13 protein-coding genes are annotated in these 15,467 nt (G+C 73.2%); 8 read left to right on the top strand and 5 right to left on the bottom strand.

Translation table 11 applies throughout. From position 1 onward, the window contains the following. The first annotated feature begins 2 nt into the window (after positions 1 to 2). A complete protein-coding gene (gene qcrA / locus JT362_RS13450; RefSeq protein WP_375546489.1) occupies positions 3 to 1,139 on the top strand; it encodes a cytochrome bc1 complex Rieske iron-sulfur subunit in 1,137 nt (378 codons plus the stop codon). Further along, the gene (gene qcrB, locus JT362_RS13445) at positions 1,136 to 2,818 is read left to right on the top strand and encodes a cytochrome bc1 complex cytochrome b subunit (protein ID WP_311202701.1); all 1,683 of its coding nucleotides are present in this window, start codon (positions 1,136 to 1,138) and stop codon (positions 2,816 to 2,818) included. The genes qcrA and qcrB overlap by 4 nt, the downstream gene beginning before the upstream one ends. A gap of 236 nt (positions 2,819 to 3,054) precedes the next feature. Here qcrB and iolB read toward each other — a convergent pair whose 3' ends face one another. Genes iolB through JT362_RS13425 form a run of 4 tightly spaced genes read right to left on the bottom strand, consistent with a single transcriptional unit; the run spans position 3,055 to position 7,412 of the window. Continuing rightward, a complete protein-coding gene (iolB, locus tag JT362_RS13440) occupies positions 3,055 to 3,900 on the bottom strand; it encodes a 5-deoxy-glucuronate isomerase (protein WP_260191504.1) in 846 nt (281 codons plus the stop codon). Next, the gene (locus JT362_RS13435) at positions 3,897 to 4,766 is read right to left on the bottom strand and encodes a Cgl0159 family (beta/alpha)8-fold protein (protein ID WP_260191502.1); all 870 of its coding nucleotides are present in this window, start codon (positions 4,764 to 4,766) and stop codon (positions 3,897 to 3,899) included. Before JT362_RS13435 ends, iolB begins: the two co-directional genes overlap by 4 nt. Further along, complete coding sequence (gene iolC, locus JT362_RS13430; protein WP_260191501.1) at positions 4,756 to 5,706, bottom strand: 5-dehydro-2-deoxygluconokinase; 951 nt, start codon at positions 5,704 to 5,706, stop codon at positions 4,756 to 4,758. Before iolC ends, JT362_RS13435 begins: the two co-directional genes overlap by 11 nt. Then, positions 5,703 to 7,412, bottom strand: a complete 1,710-nt coding sequence (locus JT362_RS13425) for a DEDD exonuclease domain-containing protein (protein WP_260191500.1) — start codon at positions 7,410 to 7,412, stop codon at positions 5,703 to 5,705. The genes iolC and JT362_RS13425 overlap by 4 nt, the downstream gene beginning before the upstream one ends. A 73-nt stretch (positions 7,413 to 7,485) precedes the next feature. Between JT362_RS13425 and JT362_RS13420 the strand changes: the two genes are divergently transcribed. From JT362_RS13420 to JT362_RS13395, 6 genes are all read left to right on the top strand, one after another. Further along, entirely contained in the window at positions 7,486 to 8,859 is a 1,374-nt protein-coding gene (locus JT362_RS13420) for an NYN domain-containing protein (protein WP_260191498.1), read from the top strand. Between the two features lie 98 nt (positions 8,860 to 8,957). Beyond that, a complete protein-coding gene (locus JT362_RS13415) occupies positions 8,958 to 9,179 on the top strand; it encodes a hypothetical protein (protein WP_260191497.1) in 222 nt (73 codons plus the stop codon). 485 nt (positions 9,180 to 9,664) lie between these two features. Then, the gene (locus tag JT362_RS13410; protein WP_260191496.1) at positions 9,665 to 10,666 is read left to right on the top strand and encodes a C40 family peptidase; all 1,002 of its coding nucleotides are present in this window, start codon (positions 9,665 to 9,667) and stop codon (positions 10,664 to 10,666) included. A 97-nt stretch (positions 10,667 to 10,763) separates the two neighbouring features. Further along, entirely contained in the window at positions 10,764 to 12,116 is a 1,353-nt protein-coding gene (locus JT362_RS13405; RefSeq protein WP_260191495.1) for a hypothetical protein, read from the top strand. 9 nt (positions 12,117 to 12,125) lie between these two features. Next, on the top strand, positions 12,126 to 13,271 hold the full coding sequence (locus JT362_RS13400; RefSeq protein ID WP_260191494.1) for a glycosyltransferase family 4 protein: 1,146 nt from the start codon (positions 12,126 to 12,128) through the stop codon (positions 13,269 to 13,271). Between the two features lie 46 nt (positions 13,272 to 13,317). Beyond that, positions 13,318 to 14,307, top strand: coding sequence for an NAD(P)/FAD-dependent oxidoreductase (locus JT362_RS13395; RefSeq protein ID WP_260191493.1), 990 nt, complete (start codon positions 13,318 to 13,320; stop codon positions 14,305 to 14,307). 3 nt (positions 14,308 to 14,310) lie between these two features. On the opposite strand, the gene JT362_RS13390 is transcribed toward JT362_RS13395, so the two are convergent. After that, the gene (locus tag JT362_RS13390) at positions 14,311 to 15,438 is read right to left on the bottom strand and encodes an AMP-binding protein (protein ID WP_260191491.1); all 1,128 of its coding nucleotides are present in this window, start codon (positions 15,436 to 15,438) and stop codon (positions 14,311 to 14,313) included. Positions 15,439 to 15,467: the final 29 nt, after the last annotated feature.

Here is a 15,467-nt window from a genome sequence, read left to right as displayed (position 1 = left end):
GCGTGGACTATCCGGAGCACCCACCCAAGACGCCGAGCGACGAGGAGCTCGGCCGGATGAGCCGGGACGAGCTGAGCAAGCTCGGCATGAAGCTCGACGGCGTCGAGCTGGTGGAGTACCCGGACCCGTGGCCGGTGAAGGGCACTCGCGCGGAGAAGCGGGCCGAGCGGGCGGTGGCGTTCTGGTTCGGCCTGTCCGGCCTCGCCGGCCTGGCGTGCGTGGCGGCGTTCATCTTCTGGCCCGCGCAGTACGTCGCGGCGAACGAGCCGGGCCACTTCTGGTACTCGCTCTACACCCCGGTGCTCGGCCTGACCTTCGGTGTGGCGGTCCTCGCGATCGGCATCGGCGTGCTGGTCTACACCCGCAAGTTCATCCCGCACGAGATCGCGGTCCAGGAGCGCCACGACGGCGGCTCGGCCGAACTGGACAAGGCGACGATCACCGCGCAGCTGGCCACCGCGGGCAACGACAGCACCTTCGCCCGCCGGCCGATGATCAAGCGGTCACTGGCGTTCGGTGGTGGCGTGCTCGGCCTCGCGCTCACCGTGATCCCGCTCGGCGGGTTCCTGCGCAACCCGCACGCCCAGTCCTCGAACGAGGACGGCCTGCTGCACACCGGCTGGATGCAGCACGGCGACGAGAAGGTCTTCCTGCGCCGCGACACCGGCGACTCCAGCCAGGTCGAGCTGGTCCGCCCGGGCGACCTCGACGCCGGCGCGATGGAGACGGTGTTCCCGTTCCGCGAGTCCGAGCGGGGTGACCACCATGCGCTGGTGCACGGGCTCAAGCGGGCCGACAACCCGGTCATGCTGATCCGGTTGCGGCCGGAGGACGCGGCGAAGGTCGTCAAGGCCGAGGGCCAGGAGGACTTCAACTACGGCGACTACTACGCCTACACCAAGATCTGCAGTCACCTGGGGTGCCCGACGTCGCTGTACGAGCAGCGCACCAACCGCATTCTGTGCCCGTGCCACCAGTCGCAGTTCGACGCGCTGCAGTACGCGAAGCCGGTCTTCGGCCCGGCCACCCGCAAGCTCGCGCAGCTGCCGATCACGGTCGACCCGGACACCGGCTACTTCATCTCGACCGGCGACTTCACCGAGCCGATCGGACCGGCCTACTGGGAGCGGAAGTCATGAGCGGACTGACGACACCGACGAAGCCGGACAACCTGCTGATGCGGGCGACCGGCGGCGCGGCGAAGTGGGCCGACGACCGGTACCACATGGCCGGCGGCATGCGGCGCCAGCTGAACAAGGTCTTCCCGACGCACTGGTCGTTCCTGCTCGGCGAGATCGCGCTGTACAGCTTCATCGTGCTGCTGCTGTCCGGCACGTACCTGGCCCTGTTCTTCGACCCGTCGATGGCCGAGGTCACCTACCAGGGTTCGTTCGTGAACCTGCGTGGCCTGGAGATGTCGCGGGCGTACGAGTCGACGCTGTACATCTCGTTCGACGTGCGCGGCGGCCTGTTCGTCCGGCAGGTGCACCACTGGGCGGCGCTGCTGTTCATGGCCGCGATCGTCGTGCACATGTTCCGCACGTTCTTCACCGGCGCGTTCCGGCGGCCGCGTGAGGTCAACTGGGTCATCGGCGTGGTGATCTTCATGCTGGGCGCGCTGGAGGGGTTCGCCGGCTACTCGCTGCCGGACGACCTGCTCTCCGGTGCCGGCCTGCGGATCATGTCCGGCCTGATCCTGTCGATCCCGGTCATCGGCACCTGGTCGCACTGGCTGGTCTTCGGCAGTGAGTTCCCCGGCATGGAGATCATCCCGCGGCTCTACACGGTGCACATCCTGTTGATCCCGGGCATCCTGCTCGCGCTGATCGGCGTGCACGTCGGTCTGGTCTGGTACCAGAAGCACACCCAGTTCCCCGGTGTGCGGCGCAAGGAGACCAACGTCGTCGGCGTCCGGATCATGCCGACGTTCGCGCTCAAGGCCGGCGGCTTCACCGCCGTCGTCATCGGCGTGACCGCCCTGCTCGGCGGCCTCTTCCAGATCAACCCGATCTGGAACCTCGGCCCGTACAACGCGGCGCACATCTCCGCGGGAACGGTGCCCGACTGGTACATGGGCTGGACAGACGGTCTGATCCGACTATGGCCGGCGTGGGAGGTCTACCTCGGGAACTACACGATTCCCGCGCCGTTCTTCCCGTTCATGGCCGGACTACCGTTGCTCATCGGGCTCGCGGCGGTCTACCCGTGGCTGGAACGGATGTTCACCAAGGACTACGCACACCACAACCTGCTGCAGCGGCCGCGGGACGTGCCGGTGCGCACCAGCCTCGGCGTCATGGCGATCACCTACTTCATGGTGTCGCTGCTGTCGGCGGCCAACGACGTCCTGGCGGAGAAGTTCGACATCTCGCTGAACGCCACCACGTGGATCGGCCGGATCACGCTGCTGCTGGCGCCGCCGGTGGCCTACGCGATCACCTACCGCCTGTGCCTCGGGCTGCAGCGGTCGGACCGGCAGGTGCTCGAGCACGGCGTGGAGACCGGCATCATCAAGCGGCTTCCGCACGGTGAGTTCATCGAGGTGCACCAGCCACTGGGTCCGGTGGACGAGCACGGCCACCCGATCCCGCTGGAGTACCAGGGCACCCCGGTGCCGAAGAAGATGAACAAGCTGGGCTCGGCCGGCGAGCCGGTGGCCGGGTCGCTGCTGCGGGCCGACCCGCCGGAGGAGACCGCGGCGCTCGCCAAGGCCCGGGCCGCGCAGCACGGCCACGCGCCGGAGCAGCTCGAGTCGGGCGAGACCGAGACCGGGTCCACGGTGGCCACCAGCCAGGAGGACCCGACCAAGAAGCTGTAGCCAGCCCGTACGAGGAGGGCCGTCGCGTTCGCCGCGGCGGCCCTCCTTTTGCCGTGATCGTCGGGGGCGTGTGCGAGGGGCGCCTGGTGCGGGGCGCCGACCGGCCGGTGGACCTCGCGCTGCCGCGCGGGCTCATCGTCGACGGCGAGGTCACCCCGGTCGTCGGCCGCACCTACCCGCTGGCCGACCCGCGCTGCGGTACGTGCGTGCCGGACACGCCACCGGCGAGGTCGCCGTCACGATGTGAACGGCAGCCTCGGGTCGACCTCCTCGTCGGCCCAGGTGTCGCGGATCCAGGTGTGCGCCGGGTCGTCGCTGATCCGCCAGGCGCGTTCGGTGCCGGGCCCGGCCATCACGTTCAGGTAGTACAGGTCGTAGCCGGGCACCGCCATCGACGGGCCGTGCCAGCCGTGCGGGATCAGCACGACGTCGTCGGTGCGGACCTCGGCCAGTACGTCGATCGAACCGGCGGTCGAGGCGTAGACCCGCTGGTAGCCCATGCCGCCGCCGGCCACCTGGAAGTAGTAGATCTCCTCCAGCTCGCACTCGTCCGGCCCGGCCTCGTCGTGCTTGTGCGGCGGGTAGGACGACCAGTTCCCACCCGGGGTCAGCACCTCGCAGGCGATGAGCTTGTCCGCCTCGAACGCGTCCGGGATGCAGAAGTTGTTGACCTGGCGGCTGCACCGCCCGGCGCCGCGCAGCTCGACCGGAACGCCGGTGGCGGACGCGTACCGGGCGGGGAGGCGGCGGGTGCACACCGCGGACGGCAGCGCCAGGGTGGCCGGCGCGGGGGCCGACAGGGTCGCGGTGGCCTCGCGCGGCAGGTACACGAAGTCGGTGGGGCCGGAGAAGACGTCGGGCCGGCCGGTGACCTCGAAGGTCTCACCGCCGGTCTCGACCACGCAGCCGCCGGACAGCGGCAGTACGAGCGTCTCGGCCTCCCCGGTCTCGACCACGCGGCGCTCGCCCGGCGCCAGGTCGAGGACGGCGAGCCCGCAGTGCGCCCAGCCGGCCGACTCCGGCGTGACGGTCACCCGGTCGGACCCGGTCGACCCGGCGGGCAGGTAGTGGTGCCCGGTCACAGCAGCCCCGCGGCGGTGTCGACGGCCTTCAGGTGGTCCCCGTCCGGCGGGTAGAGCAGGGAGCGGCCGACGACCAGGCCCCGCACGTTCGGATGGGCCAGTGCCCGTTGCCAGCGTGCGTACGTGGCGTCGGCGTCGGTGGAGACCTCGCCGCCGAGCAGGAGGGTCGGCAGGGTGGTGGCGGACAGGACGCGGGCCATGTCCTCGCCGCCGTCGCCGATCACCGGGACCTTGAGCCAGGTGTAGGCGGACGTGTGGCCGAGGCCGGACGCGATCGTGATCGCCTTCGTGGCGGCCTCGACCGACAGGTCGTTGCGCAGCCGCCCGTCGACCCGGCCGGACACGAACGGCTCCACCATGGCGATCAGGCCGTGGTCGGCCAGTTCGTTGACCGCTCGGGCGCACGACTCCAGCGTGTCCGCCGTCCGGTCGTCGGACAGGTCGACGCGCAGCAGCATCTTGCCGCCGTCGAAGCGGAAGCGGCTCAGCGCGGGCGCGGTGTAGCCGGTGAACCGGTCGTCGAGCTCGAACGCCGCTCCGGCCAGGCCGCCGCGGTTCATCGAGCCGAACACGCTCCGGTTGTCCAGGGCGCCGAGCAGCAGCAGGTCCTCCAGCACGTCGGCGGTGCCGAGTACCCCGGCCACCCCGGGGTGCGCCAACGCCTCCCGCAGCCGGCTCAGCAGCTCGCCCCGGTCGGCCATCGCCATCGGGTCCGCGCCAGCGGCGAGCGAGCCGCGTGCGGGGTGGTCCGCGGCGATGATCAGGCCGCGGCCGAGCGGGGATTCGGGGCGCCGGCGGGCGATGGCCAGCTCGGCGATCTCTCTCGGCCGGCGCAGCCGCCGGTCGGTGATCTCCTCAGTCCACACCGGACATCAGCTCCTCGACCTCTCGACTGGTCGGCATGGCGTCCGAACACGACAGCCGGGACGCCACGATGGCCCCGGCCGCGTTGGCGAACCGCATCGTGCGCTCAGTGTCCCAGCCGGACAGTAGCCCGTGGCACAGTGCGCCGCCGAACGCGTCGCCCGCACCGAGGCCGTTGACCACGTCGACCGGCACCGGCGGCAGCGTGACCTCGCCATCGTCGTCCACGGCGAGCACGCCCGCCGGACCCTGCTTGACCACCGCGAGCCGCACGCCCATGTTCCGCAGCGCGGCAGCGGCCGCCCTCGGCTCGCGGGTGCCGACGGCGATCTCGCACTCCGCCAGGTTGCCGACCGTCACGTTGACCTGCGCGAGCGCGGTGCGCACCCAGTGCCGCGCGTCGTCCCTGGACGTCCAGAACATCGGCCGGTAGTCCAGGTCGAGCACGGTGATCGCGTCCGGGTCGTCGGCCTGCCGGGCGGCCAGCGCGGCGAGCGTCGCCGAGCGGCTCGGTTCCTGGCACAGGCCGGTCACCGTGGCCCAGAAGATCCGCGCGCCGCGCACCGCGTCGAGGTCCAGCTCGCGGGTGTAGATCTCCAGGTCGGGGGCCTTGGGATAGCGGTAGAAGTAGATCGGGAAGTCGTCCGGCGGGAAGATCTCGCAGAACGTCACCGGGGTCGGCAGGCCGGACACCCCGGTGACGAACCGGTCGTCCACGCCGAACTCGCGCAGCGCCCGGTGCAGGTACGCGCCGAACGGGTCCTCCCCGGTCCGGCTGATCAGCGCCGTCCGGCGCCCGTGCCTGGCCGCCGCGACGGCCACGTTCGCCGCGCTGCCCCCGAGGTACTTGGCGAACGAGGTCACCTCGGCCAGCCCCACCCCGGTCTGCTGGGGATAGAGGTCCACCCCCAACCGCCCCATGGCGACAACTTCGAAGGTCAACCCGGCACCTCCACCCGGCTCGACAGTGCGGCGTCGGCCCTGGCAAGCCAGCCACGCCAGCTCGCGGCGGCCAGTGCCGGCTCCGCCCAGGGCTGCGAGCATCGAACCATCCGGGTGCCCGGCTGATCCAGCCAGCGCAGCACGACGCCCACCTCCTCGGCCGGGGCGCCGGCCAGCGGGCCCGGCCCGGGCAGCACGGTCTCGGCCGACGCGGCGAGCAGGTCGACCACCGGCATCGGCGGCACCCCTCGGCGGGCGACGCCGGCGGAGGCCAGCCTGCCGTGCCGGACCACGGCGAACTGCCAGCCGCCGGCACCGTCCGGGCGGGCGGCGATGAGCTCGGCCACCGACGCGAGCGCGGCCAGCCGCTGTCCCCGGTCCAGCGCGCGCACGAGCACCCGCAGCCGGTCGCGGTCGAGACCGGCCTGCTCGAACCGCTCCGCCTCGGCCAGCGCGGTGAGCCGGGCCACCAGCCGGGCCAGCGGGTCGGTCCGCCGCCCGGCGACCAGGCCGAGGAACGCGACCGGTGCCGGCGCGTACTCCTCGACGCTCTGCCGGCCCGCGCACGGCGCCGCGCACCGGCCGAGCTCGGCCAGCGCGCACGGCCGCGCCCGCGCGTGCCTGGCCGGGATCCGGACCGTGCACGGCCGGATGCCGGTGGCGTCCTGCAGCGCGATCATGGCGTCCTCGGCCAGCCCTCGGGAGCGGAACGGGCCGACCGCGCGATCGCGGGGCTCGCGCACCAGCGACAGCCGGGGGAACGCCTCGTCGGTGAGCGCGACCCACCACGCCTGCCTCGGGTTCTTCGAGCGCCGGTTGTAGGCGGGCTTGTGCGCCGCGAGCAGCCGCAGCTCCCGCACCTGCGCCTCCAGCGCGTGCGCGCACACCACGTGGTCGACGCGGGTCGCGAGCGCCACCATCTCGCGCAGCCTGCGGCGGGTCTCGCTCGCGGTGAAGTACTGCCGGACCCGCCGCCGCAGGTCCGACGCGGTGCCGACGTAGAGCACCTCGTCGCCCGGCCCGCGGAACAGGTACACGCCCGGCTCGGTCGGCAGGTCGGCGGCCAGGGTGCGCTTGCGCCGCTGCTCGGGGGTGACCTCGGGGATGTAGTCGAGCAGTTCCTCGAGCGACTGCACGCCGAGCGAGCCGACCCGTTCCAGCAGCGCGTGGAACACGTCGACCGTGGCGCGCGCGTCGGCCAGCGCGCGGTGGATCGGTTTGGTGCCGGCTCCGAACAGCTCGGCGAGCGCGGACAGCCGGCAGCTCGGCGCCTCGTCCCTGGTCAGCACCCGGCGGGCGAGCTGGACGGTGCACACGACGGCGGGGCGGCGCCACCGGTAGCCGTGCCGCTGGCAGGCCTTGCGCAGGAAGTTGACGTCGAAGCCCGCGTTGTGCGCGATCAGCACCGTGCCGGAGGTGAACTCCAGGAACGCCGGCAGCACGGCGTCCAGGCGCGGCGCCGTGTGCACCATCGCGTCGGTGATCCCGGTCAGCGACACCACTTCCGGCGGGATGCCGCGACCGGGGTCGACCAGCGTGGCGAACTCGCCGAGCACCTCGCCGCCGCGGATCTTGACCGCGCCGATCTCGGTGATCGTGTCCTCGTCGCTGGTGCCCGTCGTCTCCAGGTCGAACACCACGAACGTGGTGGACCGCAGCGGGGTGCCCAGCTCGTCGAACGCGAGTTGGCCCTGTCGTTCCGGCATGCCGGGCAAGGTAGGGGAGGGCACCGACAAAGTTGGTCGGGTGGCCTCGAGCACGCCCGGCTAGCCTGTGGGGATGACACCGTCGCTGCACCCGATCGGACCGGACGGGCCGGGGGACTCTCCCGAGCCGGCCGAGTCCCATGGGTCCGACGGGTCTGAGTCCACTGTGGACTGGACGGCGTTGCCGGACGCGGTTCGCGCGCGTGTCGCCGAACTGGGTGCCGGGGCGATCGGCGCGCTGCCGCCGGTGGACGTCCCGCAGCAGCTCCGCGCGGTCGCCCGGTTCACCCCGGCCAAACGCGCGCGGCTGGGCAGCGGGCCGATCATCGCGAACCTGCGCGACTCGACGGCGTTCCGCACCGCCGTGGTGGAGTGGTGCCGCAAGCACCGGCCGGCCGCGCTGGACCTGAGCGCCGACGACCCGGTGGCGGTGGCCGCGGCGGCCGTCCTGCTCGGCGAGGAGTCCGCCGGGCACTACCTCGAGCTGGTGGCCCGGCGCGCCTCCGACGCGAGCTTACGGGCGCAGCGGGACGCGGCGGTCGTCCGCGCCGACCGGGCGGAGGCGGAGCTCGCGGCGCTGCGTGGCGAGCTCGAGTCGGTGCAGGACGCGGTCGCGAAGGCCCGCCAGGAGGCCGAGGTCGAGCTGGAGCGGCTGCGCAAGCGGTTGCGCGAGCAGGGCGTCCGGGTGCGGGAGGCCAAGGACGAGGCGGCGCGGGCGTCGTCGGAGATCGAGCGGGTGCGGGCCGAGGCGGCGGCGGAGGTCGCGGCACTGACCGAGCAGCGCGACCGCGAGCACGACCGCGCCGAGGCCGAGCGCGGCCGGGCGGGCCGGGCGGAGGCGGACGCGGAGATCGCCCGCCAGTCGGCGCGCGAGGCGCGGCAGGCCGACGAGGTGCGGCTGGCCCTGCTGGTCGACACGCTGGACGGCGCCGTCACCGGGCTGCGCCGCGAACTCGCGCTCGGTGGGGCCGGGCCGCGGCCCGCCGACCTGGTGCGCGGCGCGACCGAGGCGCAGGGCTCGGTGAGCCGGGTCGAGGACCCCGCCGCGCTGGAGCGGCTGCTCGCGCTGCCGTCGGTGCACCTGGTGGTCGACGGGTACAACGTCACCAAGACCGGCTACCCGGAGCTGTCGCTGTCCGACCAGCGCGAGCGGCTGATCCGCCAGCTGGCCGCACTGGCCGCCCGCACGTCGGCGGAGGTCACGCTGGTGTTCGACGGCGCGGGCGTGGTGGCGGTGCCGACCACGTCGCCGCGCGGGGTGCGGGTGCTGTTCAGCGATCCCGGCGTGCTGGCCGACGACGTGATCCGCGCGTTGGTCACCGCCGAACCGGAGGGCCGCCCGGTGGTCGTGGTGACCTCCGACCGCGCGGTCGCCGACTCGGTCCGCCGCCGGGGCGCGCACCCGGTGCCGTCCGCGGTGCTCCTCGCCCGGCTCGGTCGTTCCTAGTCGAATTCACCCGTCCGGGTTGCCCGGACGCGCCGAAACTGTCGGTGCCTCCTTCTACCGTTGTCTCCAGTGGGACATCTGTTCGAAAGGAGTGGGACATGGTCATCGACTGCGACAGCTGTGTGGTGCGGGGGCTGGCCTGTGACGACTGCGTGGTGAGCGTGTTGCTCGGCGCGCCGCCCGCTGTCGAACTCGACGCCTCGGAGCGGCGGGCCATCGACGCCCTCGGCCGGGCCGGCATCGTGCCCCGGCTCCGCCTCGAACCCCGCCTCGAGCCCCGCCTCGAGCCCCGCTTGGGGAGGATGGACAAATCGGCCTAAGGCGGCGAAACGACGCGCCGGGTCGGCCAGTCGCCGAACGGTCGTTCCCGGTCGCCGAACGGGCGACACTAAACATCATGACCGGGTGAACTGCGGTGTTGTGATCGTCACAGACGGGAGTTAAGACTGCTCCATTCGGGTTCCAAGGGGTCGGAACCACTTTTTCGGGTTGCCCCGGTAGACGCGCGGACTCACTTTTCGTAACCTGTCCGAGATCTCGCGGCCGGCAGGGCCCACCCCGAGGGCCCGACGCGGGATCACCGCCGAGTCAGCCTTGTCGGGGGGCTGGACCGGATACCCCCAAATCGGTGGGGTGAACGCATCGATCGCGGGCCGTTGTTGCGGCCCCACGCGGTCCGGAGAGATGCGGGCGCCCCGGCGGCGGTCGAGGAAACGAAGGAGACCCGCGCGACGTGGCGTCGCATCGAATGAAGCGCGCGTTTCGGGCTGCAGCCAGTGTCACCGCCGCCATCGCCGTGGTGACCGTGTCCCCATCTCCGGCCCTCGCGCTCCCCCCAGCTCCCCATCAGCAGCCCCCACCGGACACCGCGTCCGAGGCCCTAGAGCAGTACCAGAAGCTGACCGACCGGGCCGAGAAGGTGAACGAGGACCTGCTGGCCGCCAAGGACGACCTGCGGAAGAAGCAGGACGCACTGAAGAAGGCCAACGCCGACCTCGCCAACGCGAAGAAGGCGCAGGAACAGGCGGAGGCCGACGAGGAGGCCTTCCGAGGCAGGGTCGACCAGCTCGCCGCCGCGTCGTTCCAGGGCGCCCGGTTCAACAAGCTGTCCGCCCTGCTCACCGGCTCCTCGTCCGAGGACTTCCTCGAGCGCGCCGCCGCACTGGGCGTACTCGCGTCGGACAGCGAGCAGGCCCTGACCAAGCTGACCAACGCGGTCGACATGGCCGCCGGCGCGAAGGCCAAGGCTGCCGACGCGACGTCCCGTGCCGAGCAGGCCACCGTCGCCGCCCGCAAGCTGCGCGACAAGATCCAGAAGAAGGCCGACGACCTCGACGCCCGGGCCGACGAGGTCAAGGAGGCCTACGACGAGCTGAGCGGCGCCGACCAGGAGACCCTGGCCGGTGGCGGTGACAACAGCGTCTTCCTCGGTGGTCCTGGTCTCGGCGGTGCTGCCGCCAAGGTCGCGATGGACCAGCGCGGTGACATGTACGTCTACGGCGCCGAGGGTCCGGACGAGTTCGACTGCTCCGGCCTGACGATGTTCGCGTACAACGCGGTCGGCATCTCGCTGCCGCACTCCAGCCGCGCGCAGTACGGCTACGGCGTCGCCGTGGGCTACGGCGAGTGGCAGATCGGCGACCTGCTGTTCTACGGCAGCAGCCCGGGCTCGATCCACCACGTGGCGATGTACATCGGTGGCGGCCAGCTGGTGCACGCCTCCCAGTCGGGCACGCCGGTGCAGACGGCCTCCGCGCCCGACGGCGGCGGCTCGGACTACCTGGGCGCCCGCCGCATCGCCGGCTGAGCGCTTGGACCAACGGACCGGGGGCCGGTACGCGACACCCGCGTACCGGCCCCCGGTCCGTTGTGGCCCCGGCGCCGGATGGACCTAGCATCTACTCGTGACCAACCGGGCTGGTGTGCGGACGTGGCTGGCTGCCGCGATCGCCGCGATCTTCCTGCTCGGACTCGCACTGGTCTCCGTGCCGGGCACCGGCGAGCCGCCGCCGGCCGGCCCCGCGCAGCCGCTGGGCGCGCCAGCCCCGCCCACCGAGGCCGACGTCCGGGACGCCGATACCCGCGCCGCCGCCGTCACCGACCTGCTCGACCGCCGCGCGGCGGCCCTGCGTGACCGGGACGAGCAGGCGTTCCTCGCCACCCTCGACCCGGAGGCCGACGAGGCGTTCGTCACCACCCAGCGCGAGCTGTTCGACAACCTCGCCGGGGTCCCGCTCGACGAGTGGTCCTACCGGCTGCACCCCGGCGACGCGCTCGACCTCACCGACCTGCCCGACGAGGCCGCCGCCGGCGCCGACGAGGTCTGGGCGCCCGGCGTCGACCTGCGATACGCGTTGCGCGGCGGCGACGTCGTGCCGACCAGCCGCGCGATGGGCTACCTGTTCGCCCGCCACGACGACTCCTGGTACCTGCGGTCGGACACCGAGCTGGACCGGCTCGGCCGCCGCACCTGGCGCGGGCCGTGGGACTTCGCGCCGTGCCAGGTCGCGGCCACCGGGCACGGCATCGTGCTGAGCCACCCCGGCAGCGAGCCGATGGTGGAGCGGCTGGTCGGCGAGCTGGACTCGTCCGTGCGCGCGGTCAGCGAGCTGTGGCCGACCTCGTGGTCGGAGCGGGTGGTGCTGATGCTGCCGGACTCCGCGAGCGAGATGCGCGCCCTGGTCGGCGCGAAGGACTTCCCGGTCGACTCGGTCGTCGCGGTCGCGGTCGCCGACCGGGTGAACAACGCCAGCCGCGAGGTCACCGGCCAGCGGGTGGTGCTCAGCCCGACCGGCGTGCGGGCGCTGTCGCTCACCTCGCTGCGGGTGGTGCTGCGTCACGAGATCACCCACGTCGCGGCCAGGGCGGACACCGTCGACGGCTCGCCGACCTGGCTGCTTGAGGGCTTCGCGGACTACGTCGGCTACCGGGACAGCGGCGTCACCCTGGACGAGGGCGCGCCGGACCTGATGCGGCAGGTCCGCGACGACGGGCCGCCCGGATCGCTGCCGGAGGACCGGTCGTTCTCCTCCAGCGGCCCCGAGCTGGACCGGGCGTACCAGGAGAGCTGGTCGGTGGCCAGGTACATCGCCGCCGAGTACGGCGAGGACACCCTGATCGACCTGTACCGCACGCTCGCCGCGGCCGGTGCGGTGTCCGCACGGGAGACCGACGACCTGCTGCGCGACGTGCTCGGCGTGGACCGCGCGGAGCTGGTGCGGGGCTGGCAGGACTACCTGCTCGGGGCGCTCGAGTAGGGTTCGCTGGTGCCCCGGACCCTGCTGGTGACCAACGACTTCCCGCCCCGACCCGGCGGGATCCAGTCCTACCTGCACGCGCTGGCGACCCGGCTGCCCGACCACGACCTGGTGGTCTACGCGCCGTCGTGGGAGCAGCACACCGGCTCGGACCGCGCGTTCGACGCGGCGCAGCCGTTCCAGGTGGTGCGCCACCCCGGCGGGCTGATGCTGCCCACCCCGGACGTCGCCCGCCGCGCGAAGGAGATCCTGCGCGGCGAGGGCTGCGACACGGTGTGGTTCGGCGCGGCGGCGCCCCTCGGCCTGCTCGGCCCGTCGCTGCGCGCGGCCGGCGCCGAGCGGGTGATCGCGAGCACGCACGGCCACGAGGTCGGCTGGTCGATGCTGCCGGTCGCGCGGCAGGCGCTGCGCCGGATCGGCCGGGGTTCCGACGTGGTGACGTTCGTCAGCAAGTACACCCGCTCGCGGTTCGCCGCCGCGTTCGGCCGAATGGCGGCCCTGGAGTACCTGCCGTCCGGCGTGGACACCGAGCAGTTCCAGCCGAACCACTCGGCGCGCAAGGAGATCCGCACCCGCTACGGCCTCGGCGACCGGCCGACCGCGGTGTGCGTGTCCCGGCTGTGGCCGCGCAAGGGCCAGGACATGCTGATCCGGGCGCTGCCGATGATCCGTCGTCGGGTGCCGGAGGCCGCGCTGCTGCTGGTGGGCGGCGGTCCGTACGCCGACCGGTTACGCGCGATGGCCGACCAGCTCGGGGTCGGCAAGGACGTGATCCTCACCGGCCGCGTCCCGTGGGAGGAGCTGCCGGCGCACTACGCGGCGGGCGACGTGTTCGCGATGCCCTGCCGCACGCACGGCCGCGGCCTGGACGTCGAGGGCCTGGGCATCGTCTACCTGGAGGCGTCGGCGGCCGGGCTCCCGGTGGTCGCCGGCCGGTCGGGAGGAGCCCCGGAGACCGTGCTGGAGGACGTGACTGGGCACATCGTCGACGGCCGGGAGGTGGAGCAGATCGCCGACCGGGTCGCCACCCTGCTCGCCGACCCGACCTGGGCCACCGAGATGGGCGAGGCCGGCCGCCGCTGGGTCTCCCGCCACTGGCGCTGGCAGGACATCGCCCGCCGCCTGTCCCGCCTCCTGGACGGCTCCGCGTTCTAGTTGCCAGAACGGCAACAAGGTTTGCGCGTTCCGCGGGTGCGGGCGCATGGTTGCCGTGGAGGTGGTCACGGTGACCGATTTGTTGGGTGATGGCTACGACGTGGTGGTGGTCGGCGGTGGCGCCGCCGGCCTGAGCGGGGCGCTGATGCTGGCCAGGTCGCGGCGCTCGGTGGCGGTGATCGACGCGGGCGCCCCGCGCAACGCCCCGGCCGACGGCGTGCACGGGCTGCTGGCCCGCGACGGGACGCCGCCGGCCGACCTGCTGGCGCGCGGCCGGGCGGAGGTCCGTGGCTACGGCGGCCACGTGGTGACCGGCGAAGTCGAGTCCACGCGTCGTGACGGCGACGGGTTCGCGGTGGCGCTCGCCGACGGCCGGGCGGTCCGGGCGCGGCGGCTGCTGGTCACGACCGGCCTGGTCGACGAGCTGCCGGATGTGCCGGGGCTGGCGGAGCGGTGGGGCCGGGACGTGGTGCACTGCCCGTACTGCCACGGCTGGGAGGTCCGCGACCAGGCCATCGGCGTGCTGGGGACCGGTCCGATGTCGGTGCACCAGGTGATGCTGTTCCGCCAGCTGAGCGCGGACGTCGTGTTCTTCCCGAACGACGTGGTGAAGCCCACGGACGAGGAGACCGAGCAGTTGGCCGCCCGCGGCGTCCGCGTGGTGCCCGGCGCGGTGGCGGCCGTGGAGGTCGTCGACGACCGGATCGCCGGCGTGCGGATGGTCGACGGCTCGCTGGTCGAGCGCGCGGTGCTGGCGGTCGGGTCGCGGATGGTGGCGCGCGGCGGGGTCCTGGCCGGTCTCGGCCTGCGGTCGGTGCCGCACCCGTCCGGCATGGGGGAGCACGTGCCGGCCGACCCGACCGGGCGGACCGAGGTGCCCGGCGTGTGGGTCGCCGGCAACGTCACCGACCTGGGTGCGCAGGTCGGGCTCGCGGCGTCGGCGGGGGCGACCGCGGGGGCGCACATCAACGCCGATCTGATCGCCGAGGAGACCAGGGCGGCGGTCGCCGCCCACCGGGAGACGGCCGTCGCGTGAGAATCAGGCGGGCGACTCGATCAGCGACACCGCCGGCAGCGCGTGCACGCGGATCCCGATGCCCCGGTAGAACCGCTCCAGCTCCGGCTCGAGCGGTGTGCCCGAGGTGATCGCCGCGACGCAGCGTCCGCCGAACCGCGCCCGCAGCTTCGGGTACACCACGGCGTCGGCCACCGCGTGCCCGAGCCGCAGCGCGAACGACCGCCGGCCGGTGCCGTACGCGACCGCGACCGACTCGGCCGCACCGAACACGCGGGTGCGGCCCTCGGCGGCGGCCTTCTCCTTGGCCGAGGCGTGCAGCGCCCGGAGCAGGTCGGTGCCGGCGACGATCACCCTCGGCCGGAAGATGCCAAGGTCGGTGCTCAGGTGCTCGGTGTCGGGCACGTGCCCCAGCGTGGTCCTGGTGTAGACGCACGCGATCGACAGGATCCGCGCCGCAAGGTCGGCCGGCGGGAGCAGCACCAGCAGTGAGCTCCCGGACCGCAGCATCGGCGCGCTCGCCGCGATCGTGGCCCGCACCTCGGCGAGCAGCTCGCCGTGGGTCAGCTCCACCCGCTTGGGCCGGTCGACCCCGGCCGGGTAGACCAGCGTCGCGACCGCGTCGGCGCCGACCGCGAGCCGGCGCGCGTGCGCGGTGTGGTCGTCGACCTCAGCACCCAGCTCGGTCAGCTCCGCCACCGCGGGCACGACCTCGTCGGTGTCGTCCGCGCCGTCGGCGTCCAGTTGCCAGACCCAGCCGATCTCGGGCAGCCGGTCGACCATCCGGCGCAGCGTCTCCCGGTGCCCGGAGTGTTCGAGCACCACCGCGCACGCGCCGGAGTCGGACAGGATCCACTCGATCTCCTCCGGCGACGCCGCCGGGTCGACCGGCACCGTCTGGCAGCCGGCCGACCACACCGCGAAGTCGAACAGCGTCCACTCGTACCGGCTGCCGGCGAGCAGCGCCACCCGGTCGCCCGCCCGCAGCCCGGCGGCGATCAGCCCGCGAGCGAGGTCGTGCACCTGCCCGGCGAACTCCCGGGTGGTCACGTCCACCCACGAGCCGCCCCGCCGTCGGCGAACGCCGACAGCTCCCCCGAACCGCTCCGCGTTCGCCCGGACCATGTCGGTCAAGCTCTCCTGGTCGGTCACACCGAAAAACTAGCGCGTCCCGGTCCGTG

Source organism: Actinophytocola gossypii, from assembly GCF_025165815.1.
GTDB classification, from domain to species: domain Bacteria; phylum Actinomycetota; class Actinomycetes; order Mycobacteriales; family Pseudonocardiaceae; genus Actinophytocola; species Actinophytocola gossypii.
This window is presented reverse-complemented; position numbering and strand designations above follow the sequence as displayed.

Excerpts from the sequence above, each read along its gene's own strand:
- JT362_RS13415 (WP_260191497.1), top strand. The coding sequence starts at position 8,958 with ATGGTCATCGACTGCGACAGCTGTGTGGTGCGGGGGCTGGCCTGTGAC.
- qcrB (WP_311202701.1), top strand. The coding sequence starts at position 1,136 with ATGAGCGGACTGACGACACCGACGAAGCCGGACAACCTGCTGATGCGG.
- JT362_RS13420 (WP_260191498.1), top strand. The coding sequence starts at position 7,486 with ATGACACCGTCGCTGCACCCGATCGGACCGGACGGGCCGGGGGACTCT.
- JT362_RS13425 (WP_260191500.1), bottom strand. The coding sequence starts at position 7,412 with ATGCCGGAACGACAGGGCCAACTCGCGTTCGACGAGCTGGGCACCCCG.
- JT362_RS13395 (WP_260191493.1), top strand. The coding sequence starts at position 13,318 with ATGGTTGCCGTGGAGGTGGTCACGGTGACCGATTTGTTGGGTGATGGC.